Source organism: Beijerinckia sp. 28-YEA-48, from assembly GCF_900104955.1.
Classification (GTDB): domain Bacteria; phylum Pseudomonadota; class Alphaproteobacteria; order Rhizobiales; family Beijerinckiaceae; genus Terripilifer.
The window spans coordinates 1,400,669-1,421,606 of sequence record NZ_FNSI01000001.1 but is presented as its reverse complement, the minus strand read 5'-3'; the positions used below and the strand labels follow the sequence as shown (position 1 = coordinate 1,421,606).

General features: G+C 60.6%; 16 protein-coding genes. 4 read left to right on the top strand and 12 right to left on the bottom strand.

Annotation, left to right across the window (positions count from 1 at the left end; translation table 11 throughout):
* Positions 1–3: 3 nt before the first annotated feature.
* Entirely contained in the window at positions 4–2,043 is a 2,040-nt protein-coding gene (gene kdpB, locus BLW50_RS06620; protein WP_090699241.1) for a potassium-transporting ATPase subunit KdpB, read from the bottom strand.
* Positions 2,044–2,054: 11 nt separating this feature from the next.
* Positions 2,055–3,746 (bottom strand): potassium-transporting ATPase subunit KdpA, encoded by a 1,692-nt coding sequence (kdpA, locus tag BLW50_RS06615; RefSeq protein ID WP_090699237.1) that lies wholly within the window; start codon positions 3,744–3,746, stop codon positions 2,055–2,057.
* Between the two features lie 492 nt (positions 3,747–4,238).
* Here kdpA and BLW50_RS06605 point away from each other — a divergent pair, with 492 nt between their 5' ends.
* Positions 4,239–5,273, top strand: coding sequence for a Bug family tripartite tricarboxylate transporter substrate binding protein (locus BLW50_RS06605; protein ID WP_170850021.1), 1,035 nt, complete (start codon positions 4,239–4,241; stop codon positions 5,271–5,273).
* Between the two features lie 60 nt (positions 5,274–5,333).
* Here the strand turns inward: BLW50_RS06605 and BLW50_RS06600 are convergent, their stop codons facing one another.
* The 8 genes from BLW50_RS06600 to fdhA form a co-directional block, all read right to left on the bottom strand.
* On the bottom strand, positions 5,334–5,990 hold the full coding sequence (locus BLW50_RS06600) for an alpha/beta fold hydrolase (RefSeq protein WP_170850020.1): 657 nt from the start codon (positions 5,988–5,990) through the stop codon (positions 5,334–5,336).
* Positions 5,991–5,995: 5 nt separating this feature from the next.
* On the bottom strand, positions 5,996–7,351 hold the full coding sequence (locus BLW50_RS06595) for a CoA transferase (RefSeq protein ID WP_090699226.1): 1,356 nt from the start codon (positions 7,349–7,351) through the stop codon (positions 5,996–5,998).
* 55 nt (positions 7,352–7,406) lie between these two features.
* Positions 7,407–8,507 carry a mandelate racemase/muconate lactonizing enzyme family protein gene (locus BLW50_RS06590; protein ID WP_090699223.1) on the bottom strand — a complete coding sequence of 367 codons (1,101 nt, stop codon included), beginning with the start codon at positions 8,505–8,507 and terminating at the stop codon, positions 7,407–7,409.
* A gap of 157 nt (positions 8,508–8,664) precedes the next feature.
* Positions 8,665–8,937: a hypothetical protein gene (locus tag BLW50_RS30255; RefSeq protein WP_139267499.1), complete on the bottom strand. Its 273-nt coding sequence runs from the start codon at positions 8,935–8,937 to the stop codon at positions 8,665–8,667.
* A gap of 233 nt (positions 8,938–9,170) precedes the next feature.
* Positions 9,171–10,595, bottom strand: a complete 1,425-nt coding sequence (locus BLW50_RS06580; RefSeq protein ID WP_090708798.1) for an LVIVD repeat-containing protein — start codon at positions 10,593–10,595, stop codon at positions 9,171–9,173.
* Between the two features lie 320 nt (positions 10,596–10,915).
* Positions 10,916–11,593 carry a GntR family transcriptional regulator gene (locus BLW50_RS06575; RefSeq protein ID WP_090699215.1) on the bottom strand — a complete coding sequence of 226 codons (678 nt, stop codon included), beginning with the start codon at positions 11,591–11,593 and terminating at the stop codon, positions 10,916–10,918.
* A 287-nt stretch (positions 11,594–11,880) separates the two neighbouring features.
* Entirely contained in the window at positions 11,881–13,617 is a 1,737-nt protein-coding gene (locus tag BLW50_RS06570) for a thiamine pyrophosphate-requiring protein (RefSeq protein ID WP_090699213.1), read from the bottom strand.
* A 433-nt stretch (positions 13,618–14,050) separates the two neighbouring features.
* Complete coding sequence (gene fdhA / locus BLW50_RS06565; RefSeq protein WP_244544445.1) at positions 14,051–15,175, bottom strand: formaldehyde dehydrogenase, glutathione-independent; 1,125 nt, start codon at positions 15,173–15,175, stop codon at positions 14,051–14,053.
* On the opposite strand from fdhA, the gene BLW50_RS31225 reads away from it, so the two are divergent.
* Positions 15,128–15,256 carry a hypothetical protein gene (locus BLW50_RS31225; RefSeq protein ID WP_280141541.1) on the top strand — a complete coding sequence of 43 codons (129 nt, stop codon included), beginning with the start codon at positions 15,128–15,130 and terminating at the stop codon, positions 15,254–15,256. The genes fdhA and BLW50_RS31225 overlap by 48 nt on opposite strands.
* A gap of 254 nt (positions 15,257–15,510) precedes the next feature.
* On the opposite strand, the gene BLW50_RS06560 is transcribed toward BLW50_RS31225, so the two are convergent.
* The gene (locus tag BLW50_RS06560) at positions 15,511–16,434 is read right to left on the bottom strand and encodes a LysR family transcriptional regulator (RefSeq protein WP_090699206.1); all 924 of its coding nucleotides are present in this window, start codon (positions 16,432–16,434) and stop codon (positions 15,511–15,513) included.
* 139 nt (positions 16,435–16,573) lie between these two features.
* Between BLW50_RS06560 and BLW50_RS06555 the strand changes: the two genes are divergently transcribed.
* Positions 16,574–17,929 (top strand): FAD-dependent oxidoreductase, encoded by a 1,356-nt coding sequence (locus BLW50_RS06555; RefSeq protein ID WP_090699202.1) that lies wholly within the window; start codon positions 16,574–16,576, stop codon positions 17,927–17,929.
* A 56-nt stretch (positions 17,930–17,985) separates the two neighbouring features.
* Complete coding sequence (locus BLW50_RS06550; protein ID WP_090699199.1) at positions 17,986–18,963, top strand: Bug family tripartite tricarboxylate transporter substrate binding protein; 978 nt, start codon at positions 17,986–17,988, stop codon at positions 18,961–18,963.
* Between the two features lie 115 nt (positions 18,964–19,078).
* On the opposite strand, the gene BLW50_RS06545 is transcribed toward BLW50_RS06550, so the two are convergent.
* A complete protein-coding gene (locus BLW50_RS06545) occupies positions 19,079–20,548 on the bottom strand; it encodes an aldehyde dehydrogenase family protein (protein ID WP_210186047.1) in 1,470 nt (489 codons plus the stop codon).
* Positions 20,549–20,938 lie beyond the last annotated feature (390 nt).

Genomic DNA, 20,938 nt, shown 5'->3' with positions numbered 1-20,938 from the left:
TCCTCAGGCCAGATGCAGGAAGTCGACCAGGAGGTCGATCAGTTTGATGCCGATGAAGGGTACGATGAGGCCGCCGATGCCGTAGATCACCAGGTTGCGCGTCAGCAGCGACGATGCCGAGGCCGGCTTGTAGGAAACCCCTTTCAGAGCAATCGGAATCAGCGCGACGATAACCAGCGCGTTGAAAATGATCGCCGACAGGATGGCGCTTGACGGTGTGCCCAGGCGCATGATGTCGAGCACCGAGAGACCCGGATAGGCCGTTACGAACAAAGCCGGCAAGATGGCGAAGTATTTGGCCACGTCATTGGCGATCGAGAAGGTCGTCAACGCACCGCGCGAAATCAGCAGCTGTTTGCCGACGAGCACGATTTCGATCAATTTGGTCGGGTCGGAATCGAGGTCGATCAGATTGCCAGCCTCCTTGGCGGCCGGCGTACCGGAATTCATCGCCACGCCGACATCGGCTTGGGCCAGAGCCGGCGCGTCGTTGGAGCCGTCACCGCACATGGCGACCAACCGTCCTTCGGCCTGTTCACGGCGGATGAGCTCGAGCTTTTTCTCCGGCGTTGCCTCGGCCAAGAAATCGTCGACGCCCGCCTCGGCGGCGATGGCCGCCGCAGTAAGGGCATTGTCGCCGGTGATCATCACCGTGCGGATGCCCATGCGGCGCAGCTCGGCGAAACGCTCGCGGATATTCGGCTTCACCACGTCCTTCAGATGGATGACGCCGAGCAGGCGGCCATTTTTGGCAACGACAAGCGGTGTGCCGCCGGTGCTGGCGATGCGCCGCACGATGCCGTCAAGCGCCGCATCGGCCTTGTTGCCAGTCAGCGTCAAGATTGCATCGACGGCGCCCTTACGAATGATCGTACCATCGGCAAGATCGACGCCCGACATACGGGTTTGCGCCGTGAAGGGGATAAAGTTGGCATCCGCGCCTGAAGCATTCAAGCCGAACTTACGCGCAGCCAGATCGACGATCGACTTCCCTTCCGGCGTGTCGTCGGCGAGCGAAGACAGATAAGCCGCGCTCGCCAGGTCGCGTTCCTCGACACCCGGCACCGGGTCGAACGCATCGGCCATGCGGTTGCCGAAGGTGATGGTGCCGGTCTTGTCGAGCAGCAGCACATCGATATCGCCGGCAGCTTCAACCGCGCGGCCTGATTTGGCGATCACATTGGCTTTCACCAGGCGGTCCATGCCGGCGATGCCGATGGCCGATAGCAAGCCGCCGATGGTCGTCGGGATCAGGGTGACGAACAGAGCGATCAGATAGACGATCGGGATCTGCGTCCCCGTCCAGGAGGCAAAGAAGGGCAGCGTGGCGACGACAAACAGGAAAACCAGCGTGAGGCCCGCGAGCAGAATATCCAGCGCGATCTCGTTGGGTGTCTTCTGTCGTTTCGCCCCTTCGACAAGCGCGATCATGCGATCAAGGAAGGTTTCACCGGGCTTGGTGGTGACACGCACCACCAGCCAATCGGAAATCAACCGCGTGCCCCCGGTGACCGACGAACGATCGCCGCCGGATTCACGGATGACGGGCGCGCTCTCGCCGGTGATGGCGCTCTCGTCCACAGAGGCAATACCCTCGATCACCTCGCCGTCGGTCGGCACGGTCTCGCCAGCCGAGACAAGGATGACCGTGTCCGGCTCCAACAGATCTGCATCCTGAAACTCATAGAGTTCACGATTGGGCGGGTTAATGAGAACCTTGGCGCGTGCATTGGAGCGGGTGGCGCGAAAGGCATCCGCCCGCGCCTTGCCGCGTCCCTCCGCCACCGCTTCGGCGAAATTTGCGAAGAGAACCGTGAACCAAAGCCAGACGGACACCTGCAAGCCGACCCAGAAAGTCGCGCCGCCGTTGAAGCCATCGCGGATCGTGAGAATGCTCGCGATGAGGGAGACGAGCGCCGTGGAAAAGATCACGGGATTGCGCACGAGACTGCGCGGATCCAGCTTTCTGAAGCTGTTCAGAATGGCGGGCCAGATGATTTCTGGAGCAAAGAGCCCAATCTCGGCCGGAGCATGTTTGGACATGATGAAACCTCTTAGAATTTCTGGCCAGCGAGCATGGACACGTGTTCGGCGATCGGGCCGAGCGCCAGGACCGGCAGGAAGGTGAGGGCGCCGACAATCAGAACCGTGGCGACCAGCAGGATGATGAAGATCGGGCCATGGGTCGGAAACGTACCGGCGGAGGCGGGCGTCGTTTTCTTCAGCGCCAGTGAGCCGGCGATGGCCAGGATCGGAATGATATAGCCAAACCGGCCGATCAGCATCGACAGGCCGAGAAACGTATTGTGCCAGACCACATTGGCGTTGAAGCCAGCGAAGGCGGAGCCGTTATTGCCCGTGGCCGACGAATAGGCGTAGAGCAGTTCCGACAGGCCGTGTGGGCCGGCATCTTGCACACTCGAGTGAGCATGCCCGGTGGCGATGGCGAGCGCTGCGAAGCTGAGCATGCCGACGGGCATGACGAGCAGGGTCAGCGCCGCCAGTTTCACCTCGCGCGCCTCAATCTTTTTGCCCAGATATTCCGGCGTGCGACCGACCATCAAGCCAGCCATAAAGACGGTCAGCACGACGAACAGCAGCATGCCCGTGAGGCCGACGCCGGCGCCGCCATAGATGATCTCGCCAAGCTGGATATTGAGCATGGCAATCAGCCCGCCAAGCGGCGTCAGGCTGTCATGCATGGCATTGACCGAGCCGTTCGAGGCCGCCGTGGTGACAACGGCCCAGAGCACCGAGCCGATGATCCCGAAACGGGTCTCCTTGCCCTCCATATTGCCGGCGGCCGTATCGATGAGGCCGGCATGAAGCGGATTGCCCCAGCGCTCGGCGCCGTAGAGGCCGATAAAGCCAACCACCAGCAAGATGCCCATGGCGATGAACAACGCGCGCCCCTGGCGGCGGTCACCGACCAAGCGGCCATAGGTGAAGCAAAAGGCGACGGGGATGACGAGGATCGCCAGCATCTCCAGGAAATTGGAGAGCGCCGTCGGGTTCTCGAATGGATGCGCCGAGTTGACGTTGAAGAAGCCACCACCGTTGGTGCCGAGTTGTTTGATGGCGATCTGCGAGGCCACCGGGCCAAGCGCGATGGTCTGCTTGCCGCCTTCAAGCGTCGTCGCATCGACCGAACTGGCCAAGGTCTGCGGCGAGCCGGTGTAGAGCAGCACGAAGGCGAAAATAATCGACAACGGCAGCAGGACGAAGAGGGTCATGCGCGTCATATCGAGCCAGAAATTGCCGATCGTGCGTGTCTGACGGCTAGCGAGGCCACGCGCCACAGCGACAGCCACCGCCATGCCGCTCGAGGCGGACACGAAGTTCTGCGTCGTCAGGCCGGCCATCTGGCTGAAGTTCGACAGCGTCGTCTCGCCGCCGTAGCTCTGCCAGTTCGTATTGGTGACGAAGGAAACCGCCGTGTTGAAAGCAAGGTCCGCGGACATGCCGTCAAACCCCTGCGGATTGAACGGCAGGAAGTTCTGAAAGCGCAGAATGAGGTAGAGCAGCAAAAAGCCTACCGCATTGAATGCCAGGAGAGAGAAGGCATAGGCCGTCCAGCGCTGGCCCGTATCGCCGTTGACACCGGCAACGCCGAGCACCGCGCGTTCGATCGGCGCGAGACTTTTGAAGCCGCCAGTAGCGACCTTGGCCATATAGGCGCCCAACGGCACCGCGCAGGCGACCAACACGAGCGCATAGAGCGCCGCCTGGATGAGATCAGGGGTCATGATGTCCTCAGAAGCGTTCGGGACGCAGCAGCGCGATCAGGAGATAGATCAGGAGAACGGCGGCCAGCAGCACGCCGAGCGTGGTATCGAGCATTGTCGTTACCCTCAGAGGTAGTCGGCCGCGATGACCGACAGGGCGGCAACCACGAAGAACACGAGGCCACCGAAGAGAAACAGGAAATCCGCCAACATGGATCGTACTCCACGACCGTCCAAAGATAGGCGTCGGGATACGATTACGCTCGTAAAGTCACCATTTGGAAAGCCGGCGAAGGCGTAAAATCGGCGTAAAGCGTCTGGTATCCCAACGCCGACCGCGCCCGCCGCCACCAGACGCGATTGATTTGAGGGAAATGCGGTTTTTCTGCTAAAGCTTCCTGGTCCGATTGTTCTCTCTCAACGAAGAACATGGACGTGGGTGGAGGGCCGAGGAACGAGAACCGCAGAGCGCTTCTCACGTCTTCCGGCCGAACGCTGAGGGACGGAGGAGACATGATCTTGCACGCACGGGCTCTTAGAGCGCTGACAATCGTCTGCGCTGGCGTCCTCGCCAGCTTCACAGCCGCCGCTCAAGCGCAAACCGCCGACAATTTCTACAAGGGCAAAACCGTCAAAATCGTCCTGCCGACCGCGCCCGGCGGCTCGACCTCGCTTTACGGCCTGCTGATCGCCGAACATTTACAGCGCCACATTCCCGGCAATCCCGTCGTCACCACCGAATATCGCATTGGGGCAGGGGGCATCGTCGCCGCCAATTATGTCTACAACGCTGCGCCAAAGGACGGCACGGTGATCACCATGCTAATCTCCGGCCTGCTGGCGGAAGACACGCAGCCAGACGCGGTCAAATTCAAGGCCGCTAAATTCCGCTACATCGGTCGGGCGGCTGACCTGCCACGCGCCTTCGTCGCCTGGCACGCAGCCGGCATCAACACCATCGACGATGCCCGCAAGCGCCAGGTGGCGCTCGGCTCGTCTGGCGCCGGCGCACTCACGTCGATCCATCCGCTTCTCGTCAACGATATCTACGGCACCAAATTCAAAATCGTGAACGGCTATGGCGGTGCTGGCACGACCTATCTGGCGCTTGAGCGCGGTGAAATCGATGCGACGACCGTGGCCTGGGAGGGACTGGTCGCCCAGCACGCCGACTGGCTGCGCGACGGCAAGATCAAAGTGCTGGCCACCATGGGCAGCCGCCAATTCACCGGCTACGAAACCGTGCCAAAGGTCGAAAGCCTGGCCAAGACCGCCGAGGATCGCGAGCTGCTCGCCTATTCCGTCCACTATGCCGATGTTGGACAGGCTCTGGCAGCGCCGGCCGAAATTCCGGAAGACCGGCTGCAGATCCTACGCCGTGCTTTCGACGCCATGGTCAAGGATCCAGCCTTCATCGCCACGACCAAGGCCAAAAATGTCGAGATCGAACCGATGACTGGCGAAGACTTGCAGGCCTTCGTCGACAAGGCCGCGCAGCGGTCACCGAAGATCAGCGCGCGCATGCGCGCCTTGGTCAACGCTGAATAAAGTCGGATCTGGTCAGGCGCCACACGATGGCGCCTGACCAACAGGCTTAAGCCATGCGTTCTATCGGTTAAAAGCGCCAGTTTCCAGAAAGGCCAGGACCTGAGCGATAACCCTGCGATCATACACCATCAATGTATGGGACACGGGCAAGATGATATGATCACGCATACCTTGCAGGCGTGTCGAAGCCACCGACACTTTGCCATCGTTAGGGCGCGGCAGCAGAAGCCGGGGAAAGACAGGATCGAGCGGACGGTCGCCGGCGATGATGCCGAGATCATAATCGACCTCTCCCAGCAGCTCCTTGTCGATCCGAGTCCGCCCTGTCCGCAAATGCGGACCGACTGGCCCGAGCACCAGACGATTGAGGCGGAGCCCAAACAGAATATCAGCCAACTCGCTGCCGCGATTGGGCGGCGCCAGCATCACCACGCGCGCCAATTTCTGGGGCCGATGCGAAGCGATCAAGGCCCGCGCGACGAGGCCGCCAAGAGAGTGGGTCACAAAATGCAGAGGGCCGCCCGTCTCCCCTGCAAACCGGTTGATCTGCGGCCTCAGATGCTCGACGATATGGGCCATCGATCGCCCTGGACTTCGGTAACTCGGCGCGAAAGTAGAATAGCCACTCCGCTGCAGGCTGGTGGCGATGGAAGCCATCGATCGACCAGTACGGCCATGTCCGTGCAGAAGAACAACTCCGCCTTTCGAGTCTGCCACAGGCTTCACCACATCGGCTTGGAAGAGCCGAGCCGCTGCCCGCCGCGCTCCCAACGCATCGGCGCGCCGACGATGTCGGCTGGCGGATGATAGCGTCGCGCGTCGCCCCACGGTGTCGTCTCTATGGCAGCCGCAACGTCTGCCACGCCACCCTCCGTCCAGTTCGGTTCGCTCGCCAATTCGCGCAGGCTGACCAACAGCGCCGCCGTGCGCGCGAGCGATAGCCGCGCCGAGGCCAGTTTCCCGCCTTGCTGGCGCCCGATGAGCTGACGGATCACCGCCGCCGCCAGCAGATAGCCGGTGGCATGGTCGAGGGCTTGCACGGGCAGGGAAACCGGATGGTCCCCTCCTTTCCAGGCCATGCCCGCGGCGGCAATGCCGCTGCTGAACTGAACGAGACTGTCATAGCCGCGCCGGCCCTTCCACGGCCCGGTCCAGCCATAGGCGTCGAGCGAGACTTCAATGAGATCGCGATTGATCTTGCGCCGCTGCGCCTCGCCAAAACCGAGCCCGTCGAGCGCGCCTGGCCGATAGCCGTGAACGAGAACATCGGCGCGAGCCAACAGCCGTTCGAAGGTGCGACGGTCGGTATCCGCATGCAGATCGAGATGCGCGCATCTCTTGCCAAGCGTCACTTCTGGAATAACGCCGGGCTCGTCCCAATCGGGCGGATCGATACGCAGCACATCGGCGCCATAGCCGGCGAGGAAACGCGTCGAGATCGGCCCGGCGAGAATACGGGTGAGGTCGAGGACTTTGAGGCCCGCAAGTGGACGCGCGGGCCGGGGCGACCAGCGCGGCTGGCCGACGTCCGCCGAAGCAAAAGCAATCAGCGGTTCGGCGGCCACGGCCGCGCCTTGCGGATGCCGCGCCCAATCAGCGCCGGAGCGCAGCACCGCAGCGACGCCCCCGGCCTCCACCACAGCGGCTTCAAGGTCATTCGCCGACCAGGTTTTGACGGCTTCCGCGACGACGCCGCGTTCGCCGGCGCAGTCGAGAACTTTGAGCGCGGCGGCGCGGTGATGCCGGGCATTGGTGTGCAATTTGATCCAGCCGTCGCGGGCCAGATAATCGCCAGCCAGCGGATCCCAAATGGCGGGCAGGGGCCATTCGACCGGCTGGATCGATATCCCAAACCAAAGCGAGGACAGGCGCCGATCCACAGCGACGCGCGGCGCCTCGCCGATTGTGCCGATCAATTCCGACAGAGCGAGGCAAGCCGCCCCGATGGAACTCGCCGCTAGCTCCGTGACGGGAAAGGCAGAAGGAAGATTGGCGAGCCCCGTGAAAGCGATACGGTCGAGCGCCGCGTCCGGCAGATCAAGGGCCTTCCAGATGATCGGCAACGGACGCAGAGCCATGGAATCTTCTCCTGAGTTTCGGGAGGAGCTACATCCCGCGCAAATGCGGCGCCGGTTAGACCTCCTTGATCAGGCTGTCGCGCATCAAGTCCCGATTGAGATTGAGGCCGATGCCCGGATCGGTCGGCACCGCCAGGAAGCCGTTTTCCGGCTCCGGCGCGTTGGTGAACAGCGCGCGCTCCAGTCGCGCATTGCCGAGATGCATTTCCAGCATCGTGCCGTTGCGAAAGCCCGCGACATGGTGCAGCGAGAACAAGCCACCGCCGCCTGCATCCGACAAAGGCAGATTATAAATCTGCGATAGGGCGGCGACGCGGCGCGTCTCGGTGAAGCCGCCGTTATACATGCTGTTGGCCATGACAATGTCGATCGCACCCGCCTCGATCCACTCGCGGAAGCGGCTAGCATAGCCGTCGAACTGGCCGATGGCCACGGGAATGCGGCCCATGCGGCGCAGATCGGCGAGCTGGCGCGCGTCGTTGCCGCGGATCGGATCCTCGAAGAACGCGATATCGGTGTCGTCGAGCATTTTGCACAGGCGCACCGCCTGATCGAAGGACAGGCTTTCGTTGGCGTCGAGCGCGATGGAAACACGATCGCCCACCGCATCGCGGACGATCTTCACCCGCCGTGCATCCTCGGCAACGCCGCCTTTGGCGACACCGACGAGAACCTTCAGGCAGCTAAAACCCTGATCGGCGAGTTCACGTGCCAGCTGAACCAGCTGGTCCTCGCTATAAACGCCGAAGCCGAAGGTGACATAGACCGGCACTTTCTTGCGCGCCCCGCCGAACATCTGCGCCACGGTACGGCCACTGGCCCGGCCCACCGCGTCCCAGATGGCCATGTCGAGGCAGGAGAGGGCGGTCATGCCAGCGCCGGCGCGAATGCCGCGCGGCGTGATCTCCGGCCACAGCCGGCCATGGATCGCCTCGATATCGCGGATGTCCATATCCTTGATGACCGGCAGCAGGTCGTTCTTGAGCGCCGCGGCGACGCCATGGGCCATCCAGCGCCCGCTCATGCCAAAGCCACGATGACCATCGGTGGTCTCGATCTCGCAGATCACCCGCAGGCCATCGCCCGCCGGCTTCTCGACGAGCGGCAAAATCATCGGCAGATGATGCAAGCTGACGGTGGCCTTGGCGATCCGCATGTCATTTCCTTCCCATATTGTTCTCTATCCCTTGTTTGGCCCGGCACTGTTGCAACGGTCAACTCTCATGGGAAAAATAGCGCGCTCCGAGCCGTTATTTGCTCGAAAAGCAAGCCTGCCAGACGATAACGAGAGAGGTTCGGGAAAGAGCCAGAAACTAAGGAGTTTTCTGCGTCAGGCGGGCAAAATCGCCATCCCAATTCCGCGCGCTTTGCGCCGGCGTCACAAGACTGGCCGCGATCACGTCGCAGCCTCGGCTCAGAACCAGACCGACGAGGCGTTTCTTGGCTCCATCGACCACCGTCTGATATTCGCGCATCCGTCCCTTCAGTGGGCCAGACTGGAAGGGAACACCCTGTCCACTGGGATCGAAAGTGGCGCTGATCATATCCACGTCCGACAGCCCGTCGACCTCGACATCATCGCGCACGCCACTCTCGCAATTGCACATGCCGAGTTTGACCCGGACGGTAAGAATAGCATCCGTGCCACAGGACGCAGCGGAACACCTGAACGCGCGGCCCGCTGGCCATCCGTCGCGGGGATAAGGCCAGTCGATCGCAACCCACTTGGGTGGATCGACTGGCCTGTGATCAGACATGGACGCAGCCGGAAGCAACAGGACGAGGAAGATCACGCCGATGTGCTTCGCCCACCGCACGACTACTGTCCGATGGACTTCAGCGTTTCATCGCTGAGTTTGAGAATGTGGACGCCCGTATTGGCGCGATCCACCACATAGATGTAACCGCGATCGTCGATCTCCACATTGTTGCTCTGGATCGCGGTTTTACAGCGATCGGCACCGTTGATCTTCACGCAGCGTTGCGTTGTCGCCGATGTGATCGCTGGAATGAAGTAGCCGATCTCCTTCGGACGGAACGGATCGCGGATATCGATCGCCCGCACACCGGCATTGAAGAAGGTCACGAACACCACTTTCTTATTGAAGATGGCGAAGGCGGCCTCGTTGGAGGAATGCGAGCCGAAGCGGCCGCCGCGCTGGCAGAAGTCGCCGGATCCTTCATCGACGGTGAAATTAGAGACGACCATGGGACGGGTTTCGACCGTGATATCGGCGAACCAGACCATCTGCCGCGCCTCGGCGCATTCGTTGACGAGGCTCTCGTCGACGATCATCACCATGTCGCGCGTATTGCCATCCTTATCGTTCTTGAATTCAGGGATAGGCATCTTCAACAGCGGCAAAACTGTGTGGGCGCCGATCAACGGCGACAGCGCGAGCTGGCTAACCTCGGGTGCCTTGAGATTTTCCGGCGTCGGTTCGCTTGGGCCCTCCAGCAGTTTCTTGCGATCGACGATCTGGATGATGCCACCCTTGTTGGTGCCATAGCCGAAATAGACGCGGTTGGACTCAGGCCCCGCTGAGATCGGCCCGTGCAGTTCCGTCGGCACGGAGCCGGACGAACCTGGTTGCTGGCCCGGCAGACCGAAGTCGCGGATTTTCACCGGACGTGCCGGATCGCTGAGGTCATAAACCTGCGTCATGCGCCGCGTGCGCCAGTCCGACGCGCCCGAAACCAGAAAGGCGATGCCAGTGTCGCACTCCCACCAGCTCTTATGGGTGTCTTTCAGCCCTTCGATCCGGCTGACCAGCTTCGGCGCGGCCGGATCGGTCACGTTCCAGACTTCGTGGGCGATATTGCCGAACGTGCGCAGCAGATAGATCGCGTTCTTATCGCCCTTGGGCAGCTGAGCGCCGCTGCACACGCGCGTCATCTGCGCCGCCCCGCTTTCGCCAAGCCCCTCCTGGCCGGGGATATGATGGAGATAGACCGGCTTGCTTGGGTCAGTGACGTCGATAATGGACGTACCATTGTACTCGGCCTGGCCGGTCAGCGGATTGATCGGGCGCGGCGCCGCTTCCGTGCCGCCGTGATGGCCGATATAGGCGATCCAGCGATTGCCCTGGTGATAGACCGTCGGTTGATAGGCGGAGCGCTGCTGCAAGTCGTTCCAGCCGACCAACTGCATATTCTTGGCTTCAGGCGGATCGCCGATGGCCTGCTCCTTGGCATGAACGACGCCCGACAAAAGCAAACACGTCGCGACGGGCAACAGATTCATCCATTTCAACTTTGACAGGATCATCGCTTCCTCCGCTAAAACTATCTCCGTGATTTTGTTCTTATTGGCGAAGCCCCGCGGCTCCCTCAGCCTCGGACGGGGCTCGGCATTCAAGCGTCCATACAAACGTCAACGCATTTGACGACACGCGTTCGTCGAACTCGCAAACGCTCCGACGCAGACCCTTAGCGTCTGGCCCAGGCCTGATGTTGTCAAGAGGGCGGTCGAACGCTTCAGCCATGAAAGTGACTGTTTTCTCACGCAAATTTTTGCAGCTGATGTGAACGATCCGATCGCGATCACACGATCTATCGAGCCGTCTATTTCGTTGAAGTCGGCGCTGCATTGCGCGAGAGCTGGCGCAACACATCGGAACTCAAGCGTGCATTGTGTTTGCGCATCGCCTCATAGGCGGCTTCCGGTTGCCCGGCGAGGATGGCTCGGACGATCGCTTCGTGATCCTCGTTGGAGCGCTCCATGCGCTCCTTCAGACTGCTCGATTGCGTTTGTCGGAAAGCAGCCAGACGTTCGCGCAATTCGCGCGCGCTCGTTGCAATGGTCTTGTTGCGCGCGCCAGCGCAGATCAGATCATGGAACTCGTTATTGAGCCGGCGATAGGTTGCTTCCGATCGGGTGCCCCCAAGCTGCATCGCCAGGCGGTGAATTTCCAGGAGATTTCCTTTGTCGAGCGCGGTCATGCGCTGCGTCGCCAGCTTGGCGCAAAGCCCTTCGATCTCGCACTCGGCTTCCAGCATGTCGGCCAGTTGGGAAATGCTGATCTCGGCCACGACCCCGCCACGGCGCGGCGTAAAGTCGACGAGCCCGCGCGCGCCCAATTCGCGCAACGCCTCGCGAACCGGCGTGCGGGACACACCGAACTGTTCGGCCAAAACTTTTTCTTCAAGCTTGTGGCCCGGCGTCAGGACGCCGCTGAGAATTTGCTGCGCCAATTCCTGATAGACGCGCAGAGAATTGGTGCTCGATGAAGTGCCGCTCATGGCCAAAACGACGTCGCTATCCGGTCCTAGTCACAGCGTTTTGCAGTTTGATGGACTCATCAAACGCTACAAAGACGCGTCAAAACAAAGATTCTGGGCAAACCGCGTTTCCACAGAAACGCGATTTGCTCCAACTCCCGGCAGGAAGCACGAGCAAGGCGCGGTTGCAAGGCGCAGTTACAAGCTTCGGGCGCTGCCATGTCTGGCAGCGCCCGTCGAAAAGCGTTGAATTTCAGACCATCAGCGACTCGCGCGGGCCACCGCCCGCACGAGCCGATTTCCAGGGGTCAGCGCGTGCCCGGCTGGGTATGGACGTTCAGAACCACCGGAATGCCCGCGCGTACCTTTTCCAGGGCCCGGCGCAGCGCGTCTTCCAGCTTGCTCGGGTCCTTGACGCTCTCGCCATAGCCGCCACAGGATTCGACCACCTTTTCGAAATCCGGCGACGGATTGAGGTCCTGCACCGGCATGACATTGGCCTTGGCGGCCGCGCCATCCGGATAGACCGCCAGGGTCGACATGCGCACCGCCAGCCACTGGTGGTTGTTGGCGACGATCGTCAGGGTCGCCAGCTTCTCGGAACGACCGACGAAATGGGTCGGCAGCGGATTGCCGAACATATAGGAGCCGTCGCCGACGCAGGCGATGACTTCCCGTTCCGGCGCCGCCAGCTTGATGCCAAGCGCCGAGCCGATGCCCGAGCCCAGACCACCCGCGAGGCCGACGCTGAAGAAGGTCTGCGGCGCTTCAAAGTCGAGCCGAGCAGGGGAGGTGCCCAGCTCGTTCATGACGATCGCGTCCTTGGCCTTGGTCTTGTTGATACAATGGGCCAACCAAGCCGGATGGATCGGCGTGTGGTCCTTCATCGACAGAGCGAAGGCTTCCCGCTTGGCCACGGCCTCCGCCCGCGCGGCAACAGCCGCCGTGCGGCGTGCTTCGGCGGCAGCCTTGTCATAGCCGATCTTTTCGACCGCCTGCAGCAGCATGCGCAGGCCCGCCGTCGGATCGCCAGCAACCAGGAGGTCGGTTTCGAATTCGCGGAACGGGTGGCGGCTGACCAGCGGATCAACCGACATGTGAATGACCTTGGCGTGGTCGGCCGGCCGCACGTTCTTGGGGATCCACGGCACGCCGGAGTCGATGACGATAATCGTATCGGCTTTGGCGAATGAAGCCGGCAGATCGAAACCGGCGAACATCGGGTGGTTGGTCTGCAGGTTGAGATCGATCGGCGAGGGCTGTGCCACCGAAATCGCCAACTTGTCGGCGAACTCGCTCAGGGCCGCCAGGGCTTCCGGCGTGCGCGCGAAGGCCGAGGTGATGACCATCGGGCTCTTCGCCTTGGAGAGAATCTGCGCCGCCTGATCGATGGCTTCTTGCGCCGGCGTCGCGGCCAGGGCGCCCAGCGGCCGAACATTGTCGCGGCGCATCGGCACGGCATCGTCGGCGAGGACTTCACGCGGCAGGCACATATAAACCGGGCCGCGCGGCTCGGTCATGGCGATGTCGAGGGCGCGATCGACCAAGGCACCGACCGGCTGGCCACTGCGCAGCTCATATTCCCATTTGACGAATTCGCGAACCATGCCGCCCTGGTCGAAGGATTCCTGGCCCCAATGGATCACGCCATTGCGCGAGGCATCGTGGCCGGTTTCGGTAACCGGCGTGCGGCCGGCGCACAACAGCACCGGAACGTTGTCGCGCGCCATGTTCATCAGGCCGCAGATCGTGTTGGCGGTGCCGACGGTGACATGGACCATCACGGCGGCGGGCTTGCCGGCCAGCCGGTAGTAGCCATTGGCCATGGCCATGGCGACGTTCTCGTGCGGCACGGTGACGAAGCGCGGGAATTTCTTGTTCTTGCGGGCCAGCGCCTCGATGATCGGCGCGAAATCGGTGCCGGCATTGGCGAACACATAGTCGATGCCACGCTCGGCGAGGCGCGACAGGAACGCCTCGGCGGTCATCTCGGCGGTGGCCGGCGCGCTGGCGGCGGCAGTCGGTTTGGTGAGGGTTTGGGTCACTGTTTCATCCCGTGTTTGATTGCCAAGTTGATTGGCCGAGTTAATTGGCGGATCTGCCCGTGAATCCTGCCAAGCGTGTATTCGAAACCGCCTGGGAATGTAAGCGGATGAGCTTTGGTAAAAAAGCAAAGCTCATTCTAGCGGCGGCATCCGACGGTCTGACGGCGGATTGGGCCGCCAGGCTCCGAATGCAAACCCGGGCCAAAACCTAAGGTTCTATATAAAATACCCGCTCTATCTACATAATAAATATGACAAAACATACAATTATTTCACAGCCTCATCGAACGGCTGGAGCGCGCTGCCGCAGCGTAGGAGGCGACCCCAAGATCGAGACGAACGAGACCGGAAATCCCGAAATTGTCGGACGCATCCATGATCGGCACAGACCAGCATCGACGCTGGTCCGTGCACTCTCATTGTAGGGATCGGCTTATGAAATCATTCCGTGCGGGTCCAGCACGTATTTGGTTGCCGCGCCTTGATCGAAGCTCTCATAGCCTTTCGGCGCATCTTCCAAGGAAATGACCTGCGCGTTGACGATCTTCGCGATGGGCAACTTGTCATGCAGGATCGCCATCATGAGCTGGCGATTGTAGCGCAAGACCGGCGTTTGGCCGGTATGGAAGCTTTGCGCTTTTGCCCATCCCAGTCCTAAACGAAGGCTAAGGCTGCCCTTCTTGGCTGCATCGTCGACGCCACCCGGATCGTCCGTGACATACAATCCCGGAACACCGATCTGACCCGCCGCGCGGGTAATCTCCATCATCTGATTGAGAACAATCGCTGGCTGCTCGCCACCCGAATGCCCGCGCGCTTCGAACCCGACGGCATCGATCGCCGCGTCGACTTCTGGGGATCCCGTCACCTCGGCAATCATCTCGCCGAGGCGATCATGCTTGCCAAGATCAATCGGGACAAAGCCAAATTTTGCGGCATGAGCAAGCCGCTCTTTATTGAAGTCGCCAATCATGACGACGGCGGCGCCAAGGATCTGCGCTGATGCCGCGGCTGCCATGCCGACCGGCCCCGCACCCGCAACATAGACAACCGAGCCGACGCCAACACCCGCCTTGATCGCACCGTGAAAACCGGTTGGTAGAATATCCGACAGCATGGTGAGATCGCGGATCTTCTCCATCGCGCGATCACGATTGGGGAATTTCAGAAGGTTGAAATCGGCATAGGGGACCATGACGTATTTTGCCTGGCCGCCAATCCAGCCGCCCATGTCCACATAGCCATAAGCGCCGCCGGCCCGCGCCGGGTTCACAGTCTCACAGACGCCGGTGTTGAGCGTGCGACAATTGGGGCACCGTCCGCAAGCGACGTTGAACGGCACCGAAACAATATCACCGATACTCAGCATCTCGACGTCGGCGCCCTTTTCGATCACTTCGCCGGTGATTTCATGGCCCAACACCAATCCAGCGGGAGCTGTCGTGCGACCACGCACCATGTGCTGATCCGAACCGCAAATATTGGTCGAGACGACCTTGAGGATGACAGCATGCTCGATCTTGCTTCCACCCGGGTTTTCGAATTTCGGATCGGCGATGTCCTGAACTTCAACCTTGCCTGGACCAAGATAGACGAGACCACGATTGCTGAGTTTACCCACGGACTTTCCCCTCAATGATATTCGCCTGATGTCATGCGCACGAGCGCTCGCATTCCGAAACCATTATCGCTCAATTTTCCTGAATCGCACAAATGCCTTCGTTGTCGCTCTCTCGTGTGTTGGTGCCCACACTCGAAACGGAGGTGCGCTTCATTTGCCCACGCGACGATCACGTCGGTGGGCAGGGCGCTTGCTTCAACCTGAAGTCATCATGTTTTCGGTAAACAGAAATCGAAACGTCACTGTCGCCAGACGACACGACATCTCCGCATTTAATCAAGGCGAGCAGTTTCGATATCCGGATCGGAATGTTCAAACGTCAGAGCCAAGGACTGCCGAAGCCGTTCAATCAGCGCACGCACGGCCGGTGCATCGCCACGGCGAATAGGCGCGACTGCTGTAATCTGAAATGGCGGGATTGAGAATTCGGGCAACAACTGAATAAGCGTTCCGGAAGCCAACAGATCACGCACCATATATTCCGAAAGCAACACAATTCCGGTTCCAGCAACCGCAGCATCGATAAGGATTTGAGCGTCGTTCGAACTCAAGGTCGGCGTTACTTCGACTGTTACCAGGCCCTGTTTGGTTTTGAAGGTCCATGCGTTGCCCGTTGGCAGATAGTTCAAGCAAGCATGGGCCGCCAATTCGCGTGGGTGGCGCAACGGTGCATTCCCGGCGATATAGCTCGCCGCTGCGCAAAGCACCCGATCGACGGTAAGCAAATGTGTCTCGACGACACCACCGAACGTTGTCCAATAAGCGCCAACCGCGAGATCGAACCCCTCTGCCACCGGATCGACGGGACGGTCCATCAGCACGATCTCAAGTCTGACGCGCGGGAAGTCCGCTCGATAGCGACTGACAATTTTCCGCAGTTGAAAAATCGTCAGCGATGTCGGGAATTTGACCCGCAAAAAATCCTCTACATCCTCCGACGAACTGCCAGTATCCCGCAATAAATCCTCGAAACCAGCAATGGCCAGACGGGACCGTTCGAGATAGCGACGACCGGCCTCGGTGAGGGAAAGGCTGCGCGTGGACCGCTCAAACAGCACCGTCTTCAGGTGATGTTCCAACTGCGTAACGCGTTTGGTGACGACCGAGGCCGCCAGGCCAAGCTCGCGTGCGGCGGCTGAAAAACTTCCTCGACGTGCCGCGACCTGGAACGCCTTGAAATTCAGATAGATGTCCATCAGCTCACTCGATTTAGATTAAATGATCATCCAAAAAAGCATATTCTACTCCTAATCGCGCGATGTTACCGCTCGATTTCCAAGCGCTCAACTAGCTCCAAACCTAGACGCGGCGCCCGAAGACAAGAGGAAATCGCACATGGCGCGCACCCCACACCCGGCCATTTTGGAACCGGCTCGATCGATCCCGGTCTATGGCGAATACGACGTCGTGGTGTTGGGCGGCGGCCCCGCGGGCATAGCGGCGGCCGTTGCCGCCGGACGCAGCGGCCGTTCGACCCTGCTGATCGAGCGCTACGGCTTCCTGGGCGGCATGGGGACAGCGGCAGGGGTGACCAATTTCTGCGGTTTGCATGCCAATGTGCATGGCGAAAACCAGCAGGTGGTTCATGGCGTCGCCGACGATCTTCTCGATCGCATCGATCATTTAGGCGGCCTGCGCGAGCCGCACGACGTGTTTGGGCGCATTCAGGCGCAAGCCTACGACACATCGGCCTATAAGATCGCCGCTGACGAACTCCTGCTCTCCGCTGGAGTGGACATTCTGTTTCATGCCTTGGCGAGCGCGCTGCATATGGAAGCGCCGGGACGCATCGGCGCGATTTTCCTCGAGACGAAGTCGGGCAGGCGGGCCGTCAAGGGACAGATGTTTATCGACTGTTCGGGCGATGGCGATCTCGCGGCCTGGGCCGGCGCGCCCTTTGAGTTGGGCGACGGCAACGGCAATATGCTCTACCCCTCGTCGATGTTTCGCATCAATGCCGTCGACCCGGCGCGCGTTGATTATTCATGGACGGGCCTCGCGAAATTGATGGCTGAGGCAGAGCGCACCAGCAATCGCCGCTTTCCGCGCAAAACACCCATCGTGCGTCCGCACAGAAGCGGAATCGAATGGCGCGCCAACATGACTCAGCTCGCACGCGATGATGGCACCGCGATCGACGGCACTGACGCTGATGACCTGTCACGCGGTGAAATGATCGGCCGGCGGCAGATCGCCGACGTATTCCAATTCCTGAAGACAGTCCCAGGCTTTGAAAACTCCTACATCGTCGATATCGCGCCGCAGATCGGCATTCGCGAGACCCGCCGCATCGTCGGCCCCTACATGTTGAGCGAAGATGACGTACTCAACTGTGTGAGCTTCGATGACACGATTGGTGTCAACGGTTGGCCGATCGAAGCGCATGTGAGTGGCGATATCGTTATCAAATGGGCATCGGAAGGCTCAAGAGGCTACAATCAAATGCCCTACAGAATGTTATTGCCGCAACAGGTCGACAATCTACTGGTGGCAGGGCGCTGCGCGTCCATGACCCACATGGGGCAGTCCGCCGCGCGCGTCTCCGGAGCCTGCTTTGTGATGGGGCAGGCCGCCGGAACCGCCGCCGACATGGCGATCGCGGCTCAATCCACACCTGCGAACATTTCCGTTAGCGCCTTGCAAGAGCGCTTGCAGCGGGATGGAGCCTTTCTAGGACGCCAGGAAACCTAAACGAGGAAACTGAAGACACCTGAACGAAATTGTTTTGAATAGGGAGGTTATTCGAAATGCGATTGATCGCTGCACTCGTATCGGTCGCGGCCATATGCGCCGCGCCCGCCCTGGCGCAAGGCCCCAAATCCGCCGAGTGGCCAAGCAAACTCGTTAAGATCGTGGTCCCGTTCGCCCCGGGATCAACGCCTGACGCCGTCGCGCGCATCCTGGCCGACGGTCTGCAACAGAGCGCGCCCAGTGCGACATTCATCGTTGAGAACAAACCAGGCGCCAGCGGCAACATTGGTACGGATGCCGTCGCCAAGGCTGATCCCGACGGCAGCACGATCGGCGTCAGCATCGGCGGCCCCCTCGCGATCAACACCATTCTGTTCAGCCAGCTCAAATACGATCCCGCAAAAGACATCGCAGCCGTCACCCTGCTTGCCACGCAGCCCAGCGTCCTCGCCGTCAATGCAAGCATGGGCGTCGACACTGTTAGGGATCTGATTGCGCTGTTGAAGAAGGAGCCTGGCAAATACACGTATGGATCCATCGGCGTCGGTTCCCTATCGCACTTGGCCATGGAAGCGATCGCGCAAAAGGCCGGCGCTAAAATGGTGCATCTGCCTTTGCAAGGCTCACCCGCCGCCATGACGGCGCTGCTGCGCGGCGACGTCCAGATCGCTTTTCTGCCCTCGATCGCCGTGACGCCGCAGCTAGAATCTGGGGAGATCAAGATTCTCGCCATTTCCACGGCGAAGCGCTCACGCTTTCTGCCCGATACGCCGACGCTCAAAGAGGCCGGCATTGATGTGGAGGCCGACGCCTGGCTGGGCCTGATCGCGCCCGCCGGGACACCACCGGCCTTTCTCGCGCGGATGCAGACGCTGGCGGCACAAGTGATCACATCCCCGGCTTCGCGCGACAAGCTGGCCACTCTGCAGATGGAGCCGGTCGCCAATACGGCAGAGGAATTCCGTGCGGTTATTGACGCCGAAATCAGCCGCTGGAAGCCGGTGATTAAAGCACTCGATATCAAGGTCAATTGATCCGGCAGGAGAGGGCGCTTTGCGCGATATGCTGCCAGGATGAACACAAATAGAAGCGTCGTGCCGGCTGCCAGCCGACACGACGTTCTTTGATTCAGAAAGACTGAAGCCGATCCTACTTTTTGCGGATATCGCCGTTGCAGAGATTGATCACCTTCTCTTCGGTATAGCTGAGGATCTCGCTCAAGCCCTCTTCGCGGCCGACACCTGAGTTCTTGAAACCGCCGTAGGGAACGCCACGATAGTGCGTGCCCACGCCGTTGACCCAGATGTAGCCCGCCTCTATCGCCTGGGCGACGCGCAGAGCGCGGCTGATATCCTGCGTCCAGACAGCGCCAGTCAGCCCCAGATCGACGGCGTTGGCCATGGCGATGGCCTCCGCCTCAGTCTTGAACTTCAAGATCGACATCACCGGGCCGAAGATTTCCTCCTTGGCGATCCGCATCGACATGTTCACATCACCGAACACGGTCGGCTCGACCCAGTAACCGCGCTTGAACTGCTCGCCCTTCGGACGCCCACCACCCAACAGCAGCTTGGCGCCTTCGCTCCTGCCGATCTCGATATAGGACAGAACCTTCTTGTATTGGCCCTGGTTGTTGATCGGCCCCATATTGGTGTCGTCATCGAGGGGATGCCCAACCTTGATGGTCTTGACCCGCTCCAGGATCTTTTCCAGCACGGCGTCATAAATGTCTTCGTGCAGCAGGATGCGGCTCATCGAGCCACAGGACTGCCCCTGCCAGCCGAAATTCATGCCACCGACCGCCGCTGCCGCGACCCGGTCAAGATCAGCGTCCGGGAAAGCGACGAGCGGATTCTTGCCACCCAATTCAAGGGTCACATGTTTCACGGCCGTCTCGGCCGCGGCTTTCTGGATCGCCATGCCCGAGGCTGCCGAGCCGATAAAGGCGATGCGCTTGACCTTCGGATTGCGCACCAGTGCTTCGCCGGTCTCGCGGCCACCGGTCACGATATTGACGACGCCGGGCGGCAAGATCGCCGCGCACAGCTCCGCCAAGATCGCCGCCGACAGCGGGCTCTGTTCCGACGGCTTGATGACCATCGTATTGCCTGTGACGATGGCCGGAGCGATCCGCGAGGCCGCAAAGCCAATGGGATGATTGAACGGAATGATGCGACCAACCACGCCATAAGGCACGCGCAGCGTCAGATGAATGTTGCCAGCCGAGGAGGGGATGGTCTCGCCCTTGATCTCATAGGCCAGGCCGGCGGCAAAGCGCATGCGCTCGACGGCGTTGATGACGTCATGACGCATCGGCGGCAGCGTATTGCCAGTATCGAGTGATTCAATACGAGCGAAATCTTCCGCCTTGGCGAGGATGGCGTCGGCCAGCTTATGAACATAGCCAGCCCGCTGTTCCATCGATAGCGCAGCCCAGGCGGGGAAGGCCTCCGCCGCGGCATCGACCGCTGCATCCATGTCCCGCTTGCTGCCCATGGGCACACGGCCCAGCTGTGTTTCGTCGGCCGGGTTGATCGATTCAAGCCATCCGCCATCGAGGCTGTCGACGAGCTTTCCGCCGATCAACATTTTGCCTGTCACGTCCTTCATGCCGTGCATTGCTTCCTCCAAAATTGTAAGAATTATTATCTTCCGTCTTGATATGACGGTAATATTGGCTATTTTGCAGCCAATATTAAATCGCTATATATTTTAGAATATAGCGAGTCAATGAGATTGGCGGGCGCGATTGGAGAGAATATTCAAAGTCATAACCTGTCTCCGCACGAGCCATAACAAGCCGTCCGACGACGCGGGTTTGGGGGGCGCGAATGGCGCGCTTTCATAATCAAATACGTCATTCACGCATCGCTCGGATGCTCAATTGGCGATTGTCGGACCTCGGGCCGTGCGCAAAAATCGGGTGTAATGATCGCGCCAATCCTGGCGCGAAATCCGGCGTCTGCCGCAAGAAAATCCGACAGTCTGCGCTGTCATTTTGATGGACAG